General features: G+C 43.2%; 15 protein-coding genes. 10 read left to right on the top strand and 5 right to left on the bottom strand.

Translation table 11 applies throughout. From position 1 onward, the window contains the following. Positions 1-105: 105 nt before the first annotated feature. Positions 106-1,833, bottom strand: a complete 1,728-nt coding sequence (locus B1L02_RS08830; protein WP_088530733.1) for a proline--tRNA ligase — start codon at positions 1,831-1,833, stop codon at positions 106-108. Between the two features lie 131 nt (positions 1,834-1,964). Continuing rightward, positions 1,965-2,672 (bottom strand): tRNA (N6-threonylcarbamoyladenosine(37)-N6)-methyltransferase TrmO, encoded by a 708-nt coding sequence (gene tsaA / locus B1L02_RS08825; RefSeq protein ID WP_039495969.1) that lies wholly within the window; start codon positions 2,670-2,672, stop codon positions 1,965-1,967. A 156-nt stretch (positions 2,673-2,828) separates the two neighbouring features. Between tsaA and B1L02_RS08820 the strand changes: the two genes are divergently transcribed. The 3 genes from B1L02_RS08820 to B1L02_RS08810 all read left to right on the top strand — a co-directional run bounded on the left by B1L02_RS08820 (position 2,829) and on the right by B1L02_RS08810 (position 4,635). Beyond that, entirely contained in the window at positions 2,829-3,011 is a 183-nt protein-coding gene (locus tag B1L02_RS08820) for a hypothetical protein (RefSeq protein ID WP_010372639.1), read from the top strand. Next, complete coding sequence (locus B1L02_RS08815) at positions 3,011-3,298, top strand: hypothetical protein (RefSeq protein WP_088530732.1); 288 nt, start codon at positions 3,011-3,013, stop codon at positions 3,296-3,298. The genes B1L02_RS08820 and B1L02_RS08815 overlap by 1 nt, the downstream gene beginning before the upstream one ends. Before the next feature lie 287 nt (positions 3,299-3,585). After that, positions 3,586-4,635 carry an energy transducer TonB gene (locus B1L02_RS08810; protein WP_088530731.1) on the top strand — a complete coding sequence of 350 codons (1,050 nt, stop codon included), beginning with the start codon at positions 3,586-3,588 and terminating at the stop codon, positions 4,633-4,635. A 41-nt stretch (positions 4,636-4,676) separates the two neighbouring features. Here the strand turns inward: B1L02_RS08810 and B1L02_RS08805 are convergent, their stop codons facing one another. Together B1L02_RS08805 and B1L02_RS08800 are read right to left on the bottom strand one after the other, a co-directional pair. Beyond that, positions 4,677-5,156 carry an acyl-CoA thioesterase gene (locus B1L02_RS08805; protein ID WP_010372647.1) on the bottom strand — a complete coding sequence of 160 codons (480 nt, stop codon included), beginning with the start codon at positions 5,154-5,156 and terminating at the stop codon, positions 4,677-4,679. Positions 5,157-5,239: 83 nt separating this feature from the next. Then, the gene (locus B1L02_RS08800; protein WP_088530730.1) at positions 5,240-6,889 is read right to left on the bottom strand and encodes an electron transfer flavoprotein-ubiquinone oxidoreductase; all 1,650 of its coding nucleotides are present in this window, start codon (positions 6,887-6,889) and stop codon (positions 5,240-5,242) included. A gap of 176 nt (positions 6,890-7,065) precedes the next feature. Between B1L02_RS08800 and B1L02_RS08795 the strand changes: the two genes are divergently transcribed. The 3 genes from B1L02_RS08795 (at position 7,066) to B1L02_RS08785 (ending at position 9,250) form a co-directional block, all read left to right on the top strand. Then, a complete protein-coding gene (locus B1L02_RS08795) occupies positions 7,066-7,818 on the top strand; it encodes an electron transfer flavoprotein subunit beta/FixA family protein (RefSeq protein ID WP_088530729.1) in 753 nt (250 codons plus the stop codon). Then, a complete protein-coding gene (locus tag B1L02_RS08790; protein ID WP_088530728.1) occupies positions 7,815-8,741 on the top strand; it encodes an electron transfer flavoprotein subunit alpha/FixB family protein in 927 nt (308 codons plus the stop codon). The genes B1L02_RS08795 and B1L02_RS08790 overlap by 4 nt, the downstream gene beginning before the upstream one ends. A gap of 101 nt (positions 8,742-8,842) precedes the next feature. Next, positions 8,843-9,250: a VOC family protein gene (locus B1L02_RS08785; protein WP_088530727.1), complete on the top strand. Its 408-nt coding sequence runs from the start codon at positions 8,843-8,845 to the stop codon at positions 9,248-9,250. A gap of 111 nt (positions 9,251-9,361) precedes the next feature. Here the strand turns inward: B1L02_RS08785 and B1L02_RS08780 are convergent, their stop codons facing one another. After that, positions 9,362-10,432, bottom strand: a complete 1,071-nt coding sequence (locus B1L02_RS08780) for a DUF3083 family protein (protein WP_088530726.1) — start codon at positions 10,430-10,432, stop codon at positions 9,362-9,364. Between the two features lie 248 nt (positions 10,433-10,680). On the opposite strand from B1L02_RS08780, the gene glnS reads away from it, so the two are divergent. The 4 genes from glnS to B1L02_RS08760 all read left to right on the top strand — a co-directional run bounded on the left by glnS (position 10,681) and on the right by B1L02_RS08760 (position 16,208). Beyond that, complete coding sequence (gene glnS, locus B1L02_RS08775; RefSeq protein ID WP_088530725.1) at positions 10,681-12,345, top strand: glutamine--tRNA ligase; 1,665 nt, start codon at positions 10,681-10,683, stop codon at positions 12,343-12,345. 56 nt (positions 12,346-12,401) lie between these two features. Beyond that, positions 12,402-14,228: a protein kinase domain-containing protein gene (locus tag B1L02_RS08770; protein WP_088530724.1), complete on the top strand. Its 1,827-nt coding sequence runs from the start codon at positions 12,402-12,404 to the stop codon at positions 14,226-14,228. An 87-nt stretch (positions 14,229-14,315) separates the two neighbouring features. After that, positions 14,316-14,789 carry a DUF1203 domain-containing protein gene (locus B1L02_RS08765; protein WP_088530723.1) on the top strand — a complete coding sequence of 158 codons (474 nt, stop codon included), beginning with the start codon at positions 14,316-14,318 and terminating at the stop codon, positions 14,787-14,789. A gap of 144 nt (positions 14,790-14,933) precedes the next feature. Next, positions 14,934-16,208, top strand: coding sequence for an RNA polymerase sigma factor (locus B1L02_RS08760; protein WP_088530722.1), 1,275 nt, complete (start codon positions 14,934-14,936; stop codon positions 16,206-16,208). The last annotated feature ends 46 nt before the right edge of the window (positions 16,209-16,254 follow it).

The following is a 16,254-nucleotide window of genomic DNA, read 5'->3' as shown; positions in this document are numbered from 1 at the left end:
ACAATGCTAAGAGGCAAAGATGACAGTGGCGGGGCAGTTAGGAGAAGCTAATATGACAAAAGAGCATACACCTGTATGCTCTTTTATTGTGCAATTTAACTAGGCTTATTTGCTTTTAATTGCATTAACGATTGTTTCAACCGCAGATTCAATATCCAGCATCAGTTTTTCGCCAGTTTGACGGTTTTTCAGTTCAACCTTATTTTCATCAAGGTTACGCTCGCCAATCACTAGGGTATAAGGAATACCGATAAGTTCCATATCGTTAAACATAACACCTGGACGCTCTTTACGGTCGTCGAATAACACATCAATCCCTGCATTTTGTAGATCGGTATAGAACTTTTCTGCGATCTCTGGGATACGGTGAGACTTATGCATATTCATTGGCACGATTGCCAACTCAAATGGCGCAATAGCAACAGGCCATTTGATACCGTAATCATCGTTATTTTGCTCGATTGCAGCGGCAACGATACGAGAAACACCAATACCATAACAACCCATGGTTAATGTTTGGTTCTTCCCTTCTTCGCCAAGTACGCCAGCTTTCATTGCTTCAGAGTACTTAGTACCAAGTTGGAACACGTGACCTACCTCGATACCACGTTTGATAAGGATTTTACCTTTACCACAAGGGCTTGGATCGCCTTCAACCACGTTACGGATATCTTCAACAGTATAAGCGTTTACGTCTCTGTCCCAGTTAATCCCACTGTAATGAACACCATCTTTGTTTGCACCGGCAACAAAATCAGCCATGATAGCTGCGCTGCGATCGACAATAATAGGCATTGAAAGACCGACAGGTCCCAAAGAGCCAGGTTTTGCACCAATAGCGTTAACAATGTCTTCTTCGCTCGCCATCTCGAGCGGTGAATCCACTTGTGCTAATTTCTCAGCTTTAAGCTCATTTAAGTCATGATCGCCACGAACGATAAGCGCGACAAGACCACGTTTACCGTCTTCGTCTGGTGTGCCATACACGATGAGTGTTTTCACACCACGGTGTGGTTTAACGCCATGTTTTGCTTTTAGCTCAGCGATGGTGAAAGCTTCAGGTGTGTCAAACGTATTAAGTTCTTTACTTGGCGCTGGGCGAGCTTCAGTTGGTGCAAGCGCTTCAGCCTTTTCAATGTTTGCAGCGTAGTCACTTTCATCACTGAATGCGATCGCATCTTCACCAGACTCTGCAAGTACATGGAATTCATGCGATAAATTACCGCCAATCGAACCGCTGTCAGCAATAACTGGGCGGTAGTCAACGCCTAAACGATCAAAAATGTTACAGTAAGCTTGGAACATCTTGTGATATGTTTTTTCAAGACACTCGTCAGTCATGTGGAATGAATAGGCGTCTTTCATGGTGAATTCACGCGCGCGCATCACACCAAAACGTGGACGAACTTCGTCACGTACTTTAGTACTGATTTGATAAAGTGTGATCGGCAGTTGCTTATAGCTGTTGATTTCGCGACGTACAAGATCAGTGATCACTTCTTCATGCGTTGGACCAAGTGCAAATGGACGGCCATGACGGTCATTAATACGAAGTAGTTCAGGACCAAACTGCTCCCAACGGCCTGACTCTTCCCACAGCTCTGCAGGCTGGATCACTGGCATTAGCAGCTCAATCGCTCCCGCTTTGTCCATTTCTTCACGGACAATTCTCTCTACTTTGCGGAAAACTTTTAGGCCTGATGGTAGCCAAGTATAAAGACCTGAAGCCAATTTACGGATCATACCCGCTCTAAGCATTAGCTGGTGGCTTACCACCTCTGCATCAGACGGCGTCTCTTTTAGAGTCGCTAATATATATTCACTCGTACGCATTCTTATTCCAGTATAAGTTACTTATTGTTCTCTTATTGGCGGCTATTCTAGCAGTGCAGTTGCCGCTTAAAAAGCTTTAATACCTAAACATCTTCATAATTTATAAGTTTATTGGCAAGCCGCTGAATTTGCTATTTTGCTAACGAAATTTCAGTGACATGATTATGCTCGCCATCCACAGTCCAACGGATATTAAAATCATACAAACTCATGCCATAGTCCTGCTGTGATGTGCGTTTCTTTTTATAAGCAGGACGAGGATCTTGCTTCAGTACATTAGTAATGAATTGCTGAAGTTCTGGATAGTTTTTCTGTTTTTCAATAAAAACGATAGCTTCGTCTGAGAAGCTAACAGACATCTGCGTTTCTGGCCGAGTATCAGCAAAGCCTGCCGTGGCATCCACCAAGGCATCGGAATAGGGAAGATACGGCTTAATGTCAATGATTGGTGTACCGTCCAATAAGTCTACGCCAGAGAGCAATAAATCCAGCTGACCATTTTTATATTCTACGCCCTCGAGCTTTACAGCACTCATGCCAATGCCGTTGGGTCGAAAAGTCGCTCTAGTTGCAAATACGCCTTTACGTTCATTACCACCGAGTCTCGGAGGGCGTACAAGCGCAGAGTAACCTTTATCAGCGGTTTCATGAAAACGAAACAACAACCAAATATGCGTGAACGCTTCAATACCACGAACAAATTCTTCGCGATTGAATTCACCAACAAATCTAAGCTTGGCTTTTGCCTCTGGGACAAGCCTTGGTTGTCTCGGAATAGCGAACTTCTGTTTATAAGGAGATTGGATAAAGCCGATGGGCTCGATAGTGATTTGTTCCACTATGGTCTCTGTCTGAATTAAGATGAGTGAAGTTTACTATTGATCCCGACTTTCACAAAATCCTGCTCGCAATCAGCCCTGTAATGCCATGTAATTCATTTATTCAGATTTTTCGCATAACCTTGTAAACAATGGAATATTGATGGAAGTCGCAACATGAATCGGTATACTTTTTCGGCCCAAAATAGCTTACGTTCGAGTTTACGCACAGATAACGAACAAATCATTGGCACTAGAGCATACGAGTACAAGCAATTGGTCGAAGACATAAAACCAATTCAAGGCTTACGAGAAAAATTACAAGCATTTAATCGCCTGAAACGAGATGAGTGTAAATAATGGAGTTTAATAGAAAGGTTGACCAAAGCTGTCAAGAAGCGCTCTGTAAATCATCCCCTTTAAAACCTATTTTGATCCGCGCGATATCTGAGCGTAGAGCTGCGTTGCAAGCAATAATTAATGATTTAACAGAAGGGGCGGTAAGTCCAACTAAAATGGATGTACTACTCAGTCAAGAAGCGGAAAAAGTAAGCTTACAATTATTAAAAGAAGGCAACTTAAGTAAACGCGACGCACTAGCGGCTAGTGAAAAAGTCATTTTTACATTAGCAAGGAATTTGCTTTAGCGTAGCTTAACTAGCCAAATCTATCGACAAGATTACCGAGATATTTTGCACCTTGAGATTCAAATTTAAAATACCCTACCGCCAACACATTATCTAACGTACATAATTTAAAGAAACCAAAGTTTAGTGCCAAGAAGGAACGCGTTTTTCAAATCGCCCCCGGCTCTCATTAGAGTTAATATTCACCCGATAAATACAAAGCCAGGTCCCATTTCAGGGTCGTTGTTGGTAATATAAAGTCTGTGCTATATTACTGATTAGCTTCTATAAATAACGGATAATTTGATATGGACAATTTTATTAAATCTACTTTAATGACCTCTGTTTTATTCGCTTCACTCACAACAGACGCATTTGCTGCAAGCGAGCCAAACTTACATTTATCTACAATCGTAAATGCATCGGCTGTTGAAAGAGTTGCTCCTCAGTATCCACGTAATGTTGCGTTAGTCGGCGGGGAAGGCTGGGTTACGCTGAGCTATATCATCAATGAGGATGGTTCAGTGGCGTCTCCGATAGTGGAGAATTCATCTGGACAGAAAGGCTTCGAACGCGCTGCACTGCGAGCAATTAAAAACTGGCAATTTTCTCCAGCAACAAAAGATGGTAAGCCGATTAAACAGTGCAAAAATAGTGTGATGTTTTCATTCAATATGTCAGATGCGGCAGAAGGAGCATCTCGAGGTTTTGTGAGAAGTTATCGCAACATCAATAACCTCCTTGATGAAAGTAAGCTAGTAGAAGCTAAAGAACATATTGATAAACTGGCAAGAAAAGGTCGTTGGAATCGATATGAAGAAGCCTACTTTAACTTAGTAAAAGCGCGATACTTTCAACTAACAGCGGAACCTAGACAAGAGCTTGAGGCGCATAAAGGGATCATCTGGCACGGCAAGGATATTGTTAAACCTGAACTCTACGCCAACGCCCTTATCAATGCAATTAAGCTCCAAACCCAGCTGCAGGAATATAAAGGAGCGCTAAAAAACCATAAAAAACTAATGGAATTAGATGGACAAGACACATATAAATCAGCAGTTCAACCTGTCATAGATGAAATTGTTGCTTTGATAGCAGATAAGAGCAAGATGCTTGTTATAGCCGCTGAAATCAAAAATGATGATGTCTGGACGCACGCATTGGTCAGACCCAATTTCGCTATCACTGAGGTTTCAGGCGCACTTCATACTCTTGAAGTACGATGTGATAACCAGTTTTCACAATTTAAATTTGCTGAAGATATGCAGTGGAATATACCGAAAAGTTGGGGTGAGTGTAATATCGTGGTTTTTGGTGAGCCGAATAGCTCCTTTAAACTGATAGAAGTTCAATCGTAGCTGAACTTCTATACTTTACTTTTTGTTATCAGACCTTCATGTTATTTACTATCGGACAAGGTTTCTTCTAATAGCGATTCGGTCTGGATCGCTATTTCCTTCATTTTCACCGCATAGGCTTCTAATTTTTTCTCCTCTTCGGTTTTCGCTTTAAACTGCGGAATTTGAATTGGATACCCAGCTTGGTCCATGGCGATAAAGCTGATGATACAGTGATTGGTTTCGACAAGTCGCTGCGTTTTTGGATCGCCACAGCGCACCTGAATAAAAATCTGCATACTGGTATTTCCGGTATGGGCAATGCGCGCGGAAACTTCAACAATCTGACCCACAAGAATAGGGCGGTGGAAGCGCATGCCCGCTACTGAAACGGTAACGCAGTAGCTACCGCTCCAACCCGCGGCGCAAGCATACCCAGCTTGATCAATCCATTTCATGACCATACCACCGTGTACTTTACCGCCAAAGTTGACGTCGGTGGGCTCTGCTAAAAATCGAAAGGTGACGGATTGTTGTGGCATAGACTCAACTCTATTTTAAAAATATACGCTAAGTATAGGAAAGAAAGGGGCATTTCGCCCCAGCAATTTAGGATTTATTGGTATTACATGTTTGGATAGTTCGGACCACCAGCCCCTTCTGGTGTGACCCAGGTAATATTTTGGCTCGGATCTTTAATATCGCAGGTTTTGCAATGAATACAGTTTTGCGAATTGATGACAAACAGCTTCTCACCTTGCTCGTTTTCGTTTACTTCATACACGCCTGCGGGGCAGTAGCGCTGTGCAGGCTCATCAAACTTAGCTAAATTCACTTTGATTGGTATATCAGAATCTTTTAACTGTAAATGACATGGTTGCACTTCTTCATGGTTAGTATTCGATAAAAATACGGAAGAAAGTTTGTCAAAACTTAATTTACCATCCGGCTTTGGGTAACTTATAGTTTGCGACTCAGATGCAAGCTTAAGCTGTGCGTGATCCTGATGTTCGTCCTTAATGGTAAATGGTAGCGAACCTGAGAAAATGTTTTGGTCGATCATATTGTAGGCGCCACCCATAATACGACCTAACTTATGCATTGCTGGGCCAAAGTTGCGAGATTGATAAAGCTCATCATAAAGCCAGCTTGCCTTAAATTTGTCGGCAAAGCTTACCAAGTCTGACGGAGCGCTTTCTTGGTCTAATGCCTCAATGATGGCATCGGCTGCAAGCACACCGGACTTCATTGCAGTATGGTTGCCTTTAATTTTGGCAAAGTTGAGGGTACCTGCGTCGCAGCCAATCAGTAAACCACCTGGGAAATGCATTTTAGGTAGGCTATGAAAGCCACCTTTGGCGATTGCTCGAGCACCATAGGCAATGCGCTCACCACCTTCAAGTACACTGGCAAAGGTGTCGTGATGCTTCATACGCTGAAATTCATCAAATGGACTTAGGTGTGGATTAGTGTAATTTAAGTCGATGATTAACCCGACCACGACTTGATTGTTTTCAGCATGATACATAAATGAACCGCCATGTGTATCATTGTCGAGCGGCCAGCCTGTGCCGTGTACAACAAGACCTTCTTTATGCTTGCTTGGGTCTACTTGCCAAATTTCCTTAAAGCCGATGCCATAGTGTTGAGGAGAAGCGTCTTTATCCAGTTTAAATTCAGCTATAAGTTGTTTGCCTAAGTGGCCACGGCAACCTTCAGCAAATACTGTATATTTCGCTCTAAGCTCCATTCCAGGCATGTAGCTGTCTTTAGGTTGGCCATCTCTATCTAAGCCCATATCACCGGTAATAATACCTTTAACTTGTTGCTCTTCAATAATTAGAGAGTGGGCGCTAAAGCCTGGGAAAATTTCAACACCAAGTTGCTCTGCTTGTTCAGCGAGCCAACGGCAGACATTCCCCATAGAAACAATATAGTTGCCGTCATTTTTAAATGTTTTTGGTACCACTAGATGAGGCAGTTTGGTGGCATTGGTTTCATTTTTGAATAAATAAATGTCGTCACCCGTCACTTTCGTTGTCACGGGAGCGCCTTTTGCAGCCCAATCAGGGATAAGTTCGTCTAGTGCTTTGGTTTCAAATACTGCACCAGACAAAATATGTGCACCTACTTCTGAACCTTTTTCGACTACACAAATCATTAATTCTTGTTGTTTTTCTTGAGCCTGTTGAGCTAGTCGGATAGCGCAAGACAGGCCCGCAGGACCTGCACCAACTATCACAACATCAAACTCCATGGTTTCACGTTCGACCATTATTAACCTCACACTATTTGACGGTAGATTAACTAAAGAGAGGCTTTAGTTTGAATTTCGTTAAACTAAGGTTATTTGAGGTTGACGTTTACGTCAACAGGAAGTAGTCTGAAACCAATAAAATAATTTGTTGACGTAGACGTCAGCTTAGAGAATAACCAGATGATGGAGTAACCATGAAAGTACTTGTGCCAATCAAACGCGTGATTGATTACAACGTAAAGGCAAGAGTCAAACCTGACAACAGTGATGTTGATTTGAGCAACGTTAAAATGGCGATCAACCCATTTTGTGAAATTGCAGTAGAAGAGGCGGTTCGTTTAAAAGAAGCGGGCACTGCGACAGAAGTTATTGCAGTATCAATTGGCGATAAAGCTTGCCAAGAGCAGCTGAGAACGGCGCTGGCACTCGGTGCAGATAAAGCGATTCATATTGAAACAGACGCAAAGCTTGAATCTCTGCATATTGCAAAGCTATTGGCTAAGGTAGTGGAACAGGAAAATCCAGAGCTGGTCATTCTAGGCAAACAGTCTATCGATTCTGATAATAACCAAACAGGGCAAATGCTAGCGGCGTTAACCAAGCGTGCTCAGGGTACTTTTGCCTCTAAAGTAGTGGTGGAAGGTGATAAGGTGCAAGTAACGCGTGAAGTTGATGGCGGCTTGCAAACGGTGTCACTATCACTTCCTGCTGTCGTGACAACGGATTTACGTTTGAACGAACCTCGTTATGCTTCACTCCCAAATATCATGAAAGCGAAGCGTAAACCACTAGACGTAATCGCAGCGGATTCATTAGGCGTTGATTTAGCACCTCGTATTGAATTGGTGAAAGTTGAAGAACCAGCTAAGCGCTCTGGTGGCGTGATGGTTGAGAGTGTTGAAGAGTTAGTAAACAAGTTAAAAACAGAAGCAAAGGTGATCTCATGAGCGTATTAGTTATTGCTGAGCACGAAAATGGCGTATTAAAGCCGGAAACCGCTAAGGTGGTTGCTGCTGCAACAAAGATCGCAAGCGGCGTTACCGTATTAGTTGTAGGCCATAACATTGCTGAGGCTGCCAATCACTCTGCGCAGATCGCTGGTGTGCAGAAGGTGGTAGCCGTTGACGATGCTTCATTTGAGCACCAATTGGCAGAAAATACATCTGAGCTCGTTGTTGAATTAGCTAGTAATTTTTCACACATTTTGTTTTCAGCATCTACCACAGGTAAAAATATCGCGCCACGTGTGGCGGCGTTACTCGATAAATCACAGATCTCGGAAATTATCGATGTGATTGATGCAGATACCTTTAAGCGTCCAATTTATGCGGGTAATGCGATTGCGACTGTGAAATCACTAGACTCACAAAAAGTTATCACTGTACGTGCATCAGCATTTGACGCCGTTGAGACTCAAGCTGCATGCGACATTGAGAATCACTCGAAAAGTATTGCCTCTCAAGTGAGCGAGTTTGTGAGCATTGAACAAACTGAATCTGAGCGTCCGGAATTAACTGCCGCACCGGTTGTTATTTCAGGTGGCCGTGGTATGCAAAACGGTGAAAACTTCGCCTTGTTAAATGGTATTGCCGACAAACTAGGGGCCGCTATTGGTGCGTCTCGTGCAGCTGTTGACGCGGGCTTTGTACCTAATGATATGCAGGTTGGCCAAACCGGTAAGATTGTGGCACCTAACTTATATATTGCAGTTGGGATCAGCGGCGCTATTCAACACCTTGCGGGTATGAAGGATTCTAAGGTCATTGTCGCCATCAACAAAGACCCAGAAGCGCCTATTTTCCAAGTAGCTGATTATGGTCTAGTTGCGGATCTATTTGATGCGTTACCGGAGCTTGAACAAGCACTGTAACGCTACTTTATGTAGCTAGCCTACATCAAGAGAAATAATTCTGGTTGTTAAAGCCGTTGTACCTTTGGTCGCGGCTTTTTTCGTGTCTAGCTGGAGGTAAAATGCTTACAGGTTTAAATCACATCACAATAGCAGTATCTAACCTAAACACGTCACTTGATTTTTACTGCGGCTTGCTAGGGTTCGAGCTTTGGGTTACTTGGGACAAAGGGGCGTATCTAATGCTTGGCGACGTATGGCTTTGCTTATCTTTAGGGGAAATATCTCCAAGTTCAGATTACAGCCATATAGCGTTCAGTGTTGCTGCCGAAGACTTTACGACTTTTTCTAAAACGATATTGGAAAACGGGGTTGGCTTATGGCAGCAAAATAGCAGCGAAGGAGACTCGCTCTATATTTATGACCCCGATCATCACAAACTCGAGATCCATAGCGGCAGTTTGCAAAGTCGGGTAAAAAGCTTGCAGCGCCAACCGTATTCAGGCCTTACTTGGTATAAAAAATTATAATTTCAATTACGAGAGTTAATTATCTCGTCGTTTAAATTGATGCTTATATTATTCTCGTAAAGAAGTAGGGCGCAATGACTTGCTAGGAAGCGCCCAAATCTTATTTAATGGTTAGTAGTCGTAACTAATATGTTGGAAGAAGCGTACGTTGATGTCTTGCTTTTCAACATTAACAGGGAGTTGAGCGACAAATCGCTTGATAGCGGTTTCTACATGATTCATAAAGCGGCCATATCCCATGTCTTTTTTGTCTTTGTCATTGGCGACAATGACAAAGCGGATGGTGTCCACTAAATTTGCTTCGTTAAACAATGAGTAAATTTGATTGTCACCTGAACTGATATCAAAACTCAGTTTTTGTAGCTCTCGGTTAGTATCGGACTTATCGATTTTGGCGCTTCTGACGATAGGCAGACGGCCATCGGCTACCATTGCTACCATATTGAGCTGTTTATCGGCGCAAGAAGAAAGAAATGCATCTTCTATTGTGCGATAGAATTGCTGGTAATCACCAGGGCGCATTTGGCTTTGGAACTCTGTTTTTATTGCACGTGACACTGGAATGTTAAAGGTCGCATAAGTCATTTCGCTATATTCTTCTGGTAACGTGCAGTTTCTGGCTTGATAACGTGGGTAAAGTGCACGCAACTTATAGCCATACGACTCTTTGTCGCCTTTCGCTTTGGCAAATAGGTCATAGGTTAAATGTTGATGGTCTCGCACTCTAAACTGAGGTTCTACCGGAGAAAACCCTTCCTTAAGCGCATCTAGCACCTTTTTCACTTTGCTGTGGAAGGTTGCTGCATTCGCGCGCAGTTCATTTCCTGTGGCTAAAAACAATAAGCGGATTTTACGCGCTTGGTACCCGTCATTGAGATAAGTTTGGTGCGCTTCGTGGAACTTAGGATTATAGAAAAATAAAATCTGCTTTTCCGTTTGCATGGTATAGGCTTCATCGTGGTAACGCACCACTGGCAATTTATCGTTTGCGATTACATGTACATTATGCAGTTCATATTCGTCACACAGCGCGAATAGCTGGCGAGACAAACGCTCGTAACACGCGTTGCTGGAGTCAAAACATGCATAGAATGCATCATCCGGTTTAAACTCAGCAAGAATATAGTGATTGTTTCTAGCTTTAGTTGATATATAAACACGATTCAAATTCATTGAAGCCATTACTTTTGTCCTTTCCTCGGTAACGTAACTTAAGCAGTGTTTGTGGTATAAACACTGAGATGGCGCAACTATAGGATGAAGTTGTGACGGAAATATTGCGCTAGAACAAAATTTGTCACAAAAATCTGATGAACATTTAACTAAGTGAATAAATCCTGATACAGCGCAGATAATTGCTGTAAGTTCGGCTGAGTTTTTGTAATAATGCCAAGGTTAACTAAGAGCATAATTCAGAGGAAAGATTTCCTATGGCGGAAACTGAAAATCGCCCATCAAACTTTATTCGCAACATTATTGATGCGGATCTTGCCAGTGGCAAACATGCGTCTACGCACACACGTTTTCCACCTGAGCCAAATGGCTTTTTGCACATTGGCCATGCTAAATCAATTTGCTTAAACTTTGGTATTGCCCAAGATTATCAAGGTAAGTGTAACTTACGCTTTGATGATACCAACCCAGAAAAAGAAGACATTAACTACGTTAAATCGATCCAAGAAGACGTACACTGGCTAGGTTTCGAATGGGATGGCGAAATTTGCTATTCATCAAACTACTTTGACAAGCTCTATAGCTACGCGGTTGAGCTAATCGAAAATGGTAAAGCGTACGTTTGCTTCTTGTCGCCGGAGCAGGCGCGTGAATATCGTGGTACGTTGACTGAGCCTGGCAAAAATAGCCCTTATCGTGACACTTCACCTGAAGAGAACTTAGCCTTATTCGAAAAAATGAGAAATGGTGAGTTCAAAGAAGGAGAATGTGTACTTCGCGCTAAGATTGATATGGCAAGTTCATTTATGGTGCTTCGGGACCCTATTATTTATCGTGTACGTTTTGCGCACCACCACCAAACAGGTGATAAGTGGTGCATCTATCCAATGTATGACTTTACGCATTGTATTTCCGATGCGCTTGAAGGGATCACGCATTCACTTTGTACACTGGAGTTCCAAGATAACCGCCGTTTGTATGACTGGGTGCTGGATAACATCAGCATCGAGTGTCATCCACAGCAAATCGAGTTTTCTCGTTTAAATCTTGAATACACGGTGATGTCGAAGCGTAAGCTCAACGACTTGGTTGTTAATAACCATGTTGAAGGGTGGGATGACCCGCGCATGCCGACAATTGCAGGCCTTCGTCGTCGTGGTTATACACCAGCTGCAATCCGCGAATTTTGTAAGCGCATTGGCGTAACCAAAATGGACAACATGGTTGAAATGGGGATGCTTGAAGCGTGTATCCGTGACGACCTAAACGAAAATGCACCACGTGCAATGGCGGTACTTGACCCGGTTAAGCTAGTCATTGAAAACTTTGATGCAGATAAAGTTGAAATGCTACAAGCGCCTAATCACCCAACGTTAGACATGGGCGAGCGTGAGCTACCGTTTACGCGCGAAGTCTACATTGAACAAGAAGATTTTCGCGTAGAAGCGAACAAAAAGTTCAAGCGTTTGGTGCTAGGTAAAGAAGTGCGTCTTCGTAATGCTTATGTGATTAAAGCTGAGCGTATTGAAGAAGACGAAAACGGTAATATTACGACAATCTACTGTAGTTACGACCCTGATACTTTGGGTAAAAACCCAGAAGATGGCCGCAAGGTGAAAGGCGTAATTCATTGGGTATCTGCTTCACATTGTATTAAAGCGCCGGTGCGTCAGTATGACCGCCTATTTACTGTACCAAACCCAGCGGCGGCTGAAGATTTCACGGAAGTATTAAACCCAGACTCTTTGGTAACCATTGCAAATGCCAAACTTGAGCCAGCGCTTGCAAACGCTAAGCCTGAGCAAGGTTATCAGTTTGAGCGTTTAGGTTACTTCTGTCGTGATAACAAGTCAGAAGCGCTAATGTTTAACCAAACTGTTGGTCTACGTGATTCGTGGGCTAAGATAGAACAGCAAGGTTAATACTGAATGAGGTCGGCTAATGTCGACCTTTTTTATTGCTTTTTCTACGTACAATTATGTCTGAAAAATCCATCCAACACTTCTATATCAACGAACAGCAGTCCATCTACTTACTGTCTCATCATGATGCAAAAAAGCACCGTCAATGGCTGAATATCTGCAAAAAGCAATTGAGTCAACTTGGCTATAAACATGTTGAGGTAATTGGCTCCGGTGCATTTGGCTTCGTATTTGCTGGTACAAGTGATATGGGGAAAGACTGGGTGTTTAAATTTTCCCGGATCACGCTTGCCCAAAGTGTGCGTGATAGGCTTGAAGATGAAGGCTATATGTTGTCGCAAATTGATAACCCGATGGTGCCAAACTTCTATGCCTTCGAGCGAGTAAAAAAGCAAGGCATTTTAATGATGGAGCGTGCTCCTGGTGAAGATTTAGAAAAGATCTCACTCAAAAAGGGCCGTTTTAAAGCGCATGAGTTGGTAAGCCTCGCGTTAAAACTCAGAAATGTGTTGGTTGATTTACGCGAGCGTCGCAATGGCATGTCTCCTCAGCCTATCGTTCATGGAGATATTAAGCCATCCAATATCGTTTGGGATGAAGCTTCCGATGGTTTCTCTTTGGTTGATTGGGGAAGCTCTGTCTATGCTCAGGTGGACGTGCATGGTGAACCCATCGCCAGCAATATCATGGACTTGATGTCATCTGATGTAAGTACGACCAACGCTCGGATGGGGGATGTGTATTTTATTGGCGATGAGCAAATGTCGGGTGCACAATCTTCTCCTCGTTTCGATGAACAAGGCGTTGCATCGACGATTTATGCACTGGCTAGTGCACAATCATGTCGCTTTGGCGCTCAGGTCATTCCTGCTAGCGCTTTGGGGCTGCCAAAAGTATTTGCGCAGGTGCTAGATGGCATGCTTAGCAAAGACAAAGCAACGAGGGATAGTGCAGGGGATTACTTTGTTCGTAATATGCCAGCAATGGCAAAAATGTATTTACCTGATTTAACACAGTCAGAGAAAAAATCCCGTATTCCTTTTTGGACCTACGAAACCACAGTTAAGCCTGAAACGGTCGTCTACAGCTCACGCAAGCAGTTTTTGCGTCGTGCTGACGATAAACACAATCTAAGAGACGTAAACGACGCGCAATTAGATAGATATTATAAAGAGTTTTTGTTTGATACCGGCGATACCGAGAAAGCCTTTTTGGCCTCAATCAGCAGACTGGCAAAATACCCAGTCGTTGGTGGTCTCAGTTTTCACTGGAAAGACGCGCAGGTATTTGTTGAGTCGAGTCTTATTTTACACGATGAAACATTGAGTCTTGCATTTAAAGACGCGTTGAACGCCACCGTAATGATTGCGCAGGGGATCAAACAAAAAGGTTTGTTTAAATGCTGTTTGTTCGACGCGCGGCAAACTATTCAATTGACTCGTGACGGCACCGGTGCATTCCAATTTGACCATCTGCCAGAACTAGAATTTAGCGTTAGCGATATTTCGAGTAATGAAATTACACGTCCGCATTCATACTTTGAAGACGGCAAAGATCCAGACGAGCAGCTGCAGCTGCCAAGACAGATAATTCAATGTGTGTTCGAGTTAAACCAAATCCATCATACAGGTTGCATCATTTTTGAATCGTTACAAGATAGGATGAAAATCCACTATTACTACCGGCTACTTGATGCTAATAAAGAAGCGCAATTTAAGGCGCTACTGACTCGGATCATGCAATACGCGGTGAGTATTCAAGATTATGGCGTAGCAGGTTTTATGAAGCTACCCTATAAAAATACACGTGAGTTTGCTTTACGTGACCGCCAGCCTGACTTTTTCTTTCCCAAAAACCCCAAAACATTTGTTGTTAACACTTAGGTGTTGGTTAGGTGTTAGTACCACTTCTGGCCAGTCATTAACCGCCAGCTCTTTACACTAATTATAGTGAAAGCAGGAGTGGTAAACATGACAACACAATTTCAAATTAACGCGATTGACTACAAACAATTTAAGCATTTATTTTCTTTAAGCGATGAAGAACTAGCGGCATTACATGCCAAGAGGCTCGTCGTTGACGCTAAACCTGGCTATCCTTGTCGCGTTTCCCTACAAGAAGCAGAAATAGGGGAGGTGGTGTTGTTAGTACATTATCAGCACCATACTACTTTATCGCCATATCGCTCTTCTGGGCCTATCTTTGTGAGGGAACATGCTTTACTGGCAGAGCCTAAAGTAAATGAAGTGCCAGAAATCTTGCAAACCAGATTACTGTCCATCAGGGCCTACGACAGCGTAGGTGTAATGATAGAGGCGCAAATCGTAAAAGGAATGGAAATTAAAGACTTCCTCCATACCATATTTGACGACCATAAAATCGAATATGTGCATATTCACAATGCAAACCCCGGTTGCTTTAATTGCATAGCGCGTAGAGTATAGGAAAAAGAAGGTGGATCTGCCCAGGCTAAAACTAATCTGCTGAGCCTTTCAGAGTTGATGGCGTCAAGTTGAGGCGCTTGCTGATTTATGAAATAGTGACTATACCAATTCAAATGGCTATAACCTAGCTGACGAAGGAAAGTGGTGAGCAATCAACTTGCTTGCGATAGCAATGCTATTCGTAAGTCTATAGAAGTGCTGTACAAGCAAGAAAGCCGGAAAATTTACGCTACACTGATCCGCCTTCTAGGTGACTTTGAGTTAGCGGAAGAAGCATTGCAAGACGCGTTTAATATGGCGTTAAAACACTGGCCTACTCAAGGTATGCCAGAAAACCCAGTCCCTTGGTTAATTTCTACTGGTCGCTTTAAAGCCATTGATGCAATACGTAAACAGCAACGTCAAAGAGAAAAGCTAGAAGTTGCTGCTACTGAAATGGATGAGATTTCTGACATCGCAGGCCACGCTCAAGAGCAAAACGCCAATGCAATTGAAGACGACCAATTGCGATTAATTTTTACTTGCTGCCATCCGGCTATTGATCCAAAAGTACAAGTTGCGCTTACTCTGCGGGAGGTCTGTGGACTGACAACAGAAGAAATTGCCAGTGCATTTTTGGTGTCTAACACAACAATGGCACAACGAATTGTGCGCGGCAAAGCGAAGATCCGTGATGCCCGTATACCGTTCGAGCTGCCAGACGATACTGACTTTAACAACCGACTTGATGCGGTGCTGACAGTTATCTATCTGGTCTTTAATGAAGGATATTCAGCAACACAAGGCGAACTTGCAATACGCAGTGAGCTGACTTCGGAGGCCATCCGCTTAACTCGTTTACTTTATTCTCTAACGCCAGATCCAGAAGTGGCGGGGTTACTCGCCTTGATGCTCCTGAATGATGCAAGAAAGGCGGCGCGCACCAATGCCTGTGGCGACATTATTTTACTGGAAGATCAAGACCGAAGCCTTTGGAGTAAAGGTATGATTGCAGAAGGTACGCAGTTGGTCGCTGAAATAATGCGCGCCGGTGAATATGGCTTTTACACCATTCAAGCGGCTATCTCTGCGACTCATGCAGTTGCGACAACCGCCGCGGCGACAGATTGGTCACAGATTGTCGAGTTATATACTCAGCTACACCAAGTGAGCCCGTCTCCTGTTATTGAGCTCAACCAAGCGGTCGCAATCGCTATGAAAGAGGGACCAGATGCGGGTATTACCATTATAGAGCGGCTACTAGAACACAAAGAAATGCAAAGGTATCACTTGGCTCATGCGGCTTATGGCGAACTATTATCTCGTGCTGGCAGAACCGCAAGTGCGATTAATGCATTTAAAACGGCTCTTAATTTAACTACGCAATTACCAGAGCAAAGGGTTCTCAAACAAAAGCTTCTCAAGCTCGGTGAAAATTAATTAAGAAAATTTTCCTTACTTTGTCGATCTCTAGAGAATGCATTCG

The organism is Pseudoalteromonas piscicida (assembly GCF_002208135.1).
Taxonomy (GTDB): Bacteria; Pseudomonadota; Gammaproteobacteria; order Enterobacterales; family Alteromonadaceae; genus Pseudoalteromonas; species Pseudoalteromonas piscicida_A.
This window is presented reverse-complemented; position numbering and strand designations above follow the sequence as displayed.

Bases quoted from the DNA above. Each gene is read 5' to 3' on its own strand.
- B1L02_RS08810 (WP_088530731.1), top strand. From the start codon at position 3,586: ATGGACAATTTTATTAAATCTACTTTAATGACCTCTGTTTTATTCGCT.
- B1L02_RS08765 (WP_088530723.1), top strand. From the start codon at position 14,316: ATGACAACACAATTTCAAATTAACGCGATTGACTACAAACAATTTAAG.
- B1L02_RS08780 (WP_088530726.1), bottom strand. From the start codon at position 10,432: ATGGCTTCAATGAATTTGAATCGTGTTTATATATCAACTAAAGCTAGA.
- B1L02_RS08770 (WP_088530724.1), top strand. From the start codon at position 12,402: ATGTCTGAAAAATCCATCCAACACTTCTATATCAACGAACAGCAGTCC.
- B1L02_RS08785 (WP_088530727.1), top strand. From the start codon at position 8,843: ATGCTTACAGGTTTAAATCACATCACAATAGCAGTATCTAACCTAAAC.
- B1L02_RS08820 (WP_010372639.1), top strand. From the start codon at position 2,829: ATGAATCGGTATACTTTTTCGGCCCAAAATAGCTTACGTTCGAGTTTA.
- B1L02_RS08830 (WP_088530733.1), bottom strand. From the start codon at position 1,833: ATGCGTACGAGTGAATATATATTAGCGACTCTAAAAGAGACGCCGTCT.
- B1L02_RS08805 (WP_010372647.1), bottom strand. From the start codon at position 5,156: ATGCCACAACAATCCGTCACCTTTCGATTTTTAGCAGAGCCCACCGAC.
- B1L02_RS08790 (WP_088530728.1), top strand. From the start codon at position 7,815: ATGAGCGTATTAGTTATTGCTGAGCACGAAAATGGCGTATTAAAGCCG.
- glnS (WP_088530725.1), top strand. From the start codon at position 10,681: ATGGCGGAAACTGAAAATCGCCCATCAAACTTTATTCGCAACATTATT.
- B1L02_RS08800 (WP_088530730.1), bottom strand. From the start codon at position 6,889: ATGGTCGAACGTGAAACCATGGAGTTTGATGTTGTGATAGTTGGTGCA.
- B1L02_RS08795 (WP_088530729.1), top strand. From the start codon at position 7,066: ATGAAAGTACTTGTGCCAATCAAACGCGTGATTGATTACAACGTAAAG.
- B1L02_RS08815 (WP_088530732.1), top strand. From the start codon at position 3,011: ATGGAGTTTAATAGAAAGGTTGACCAAAGCTGTCAAGAAGCGCTCTGT.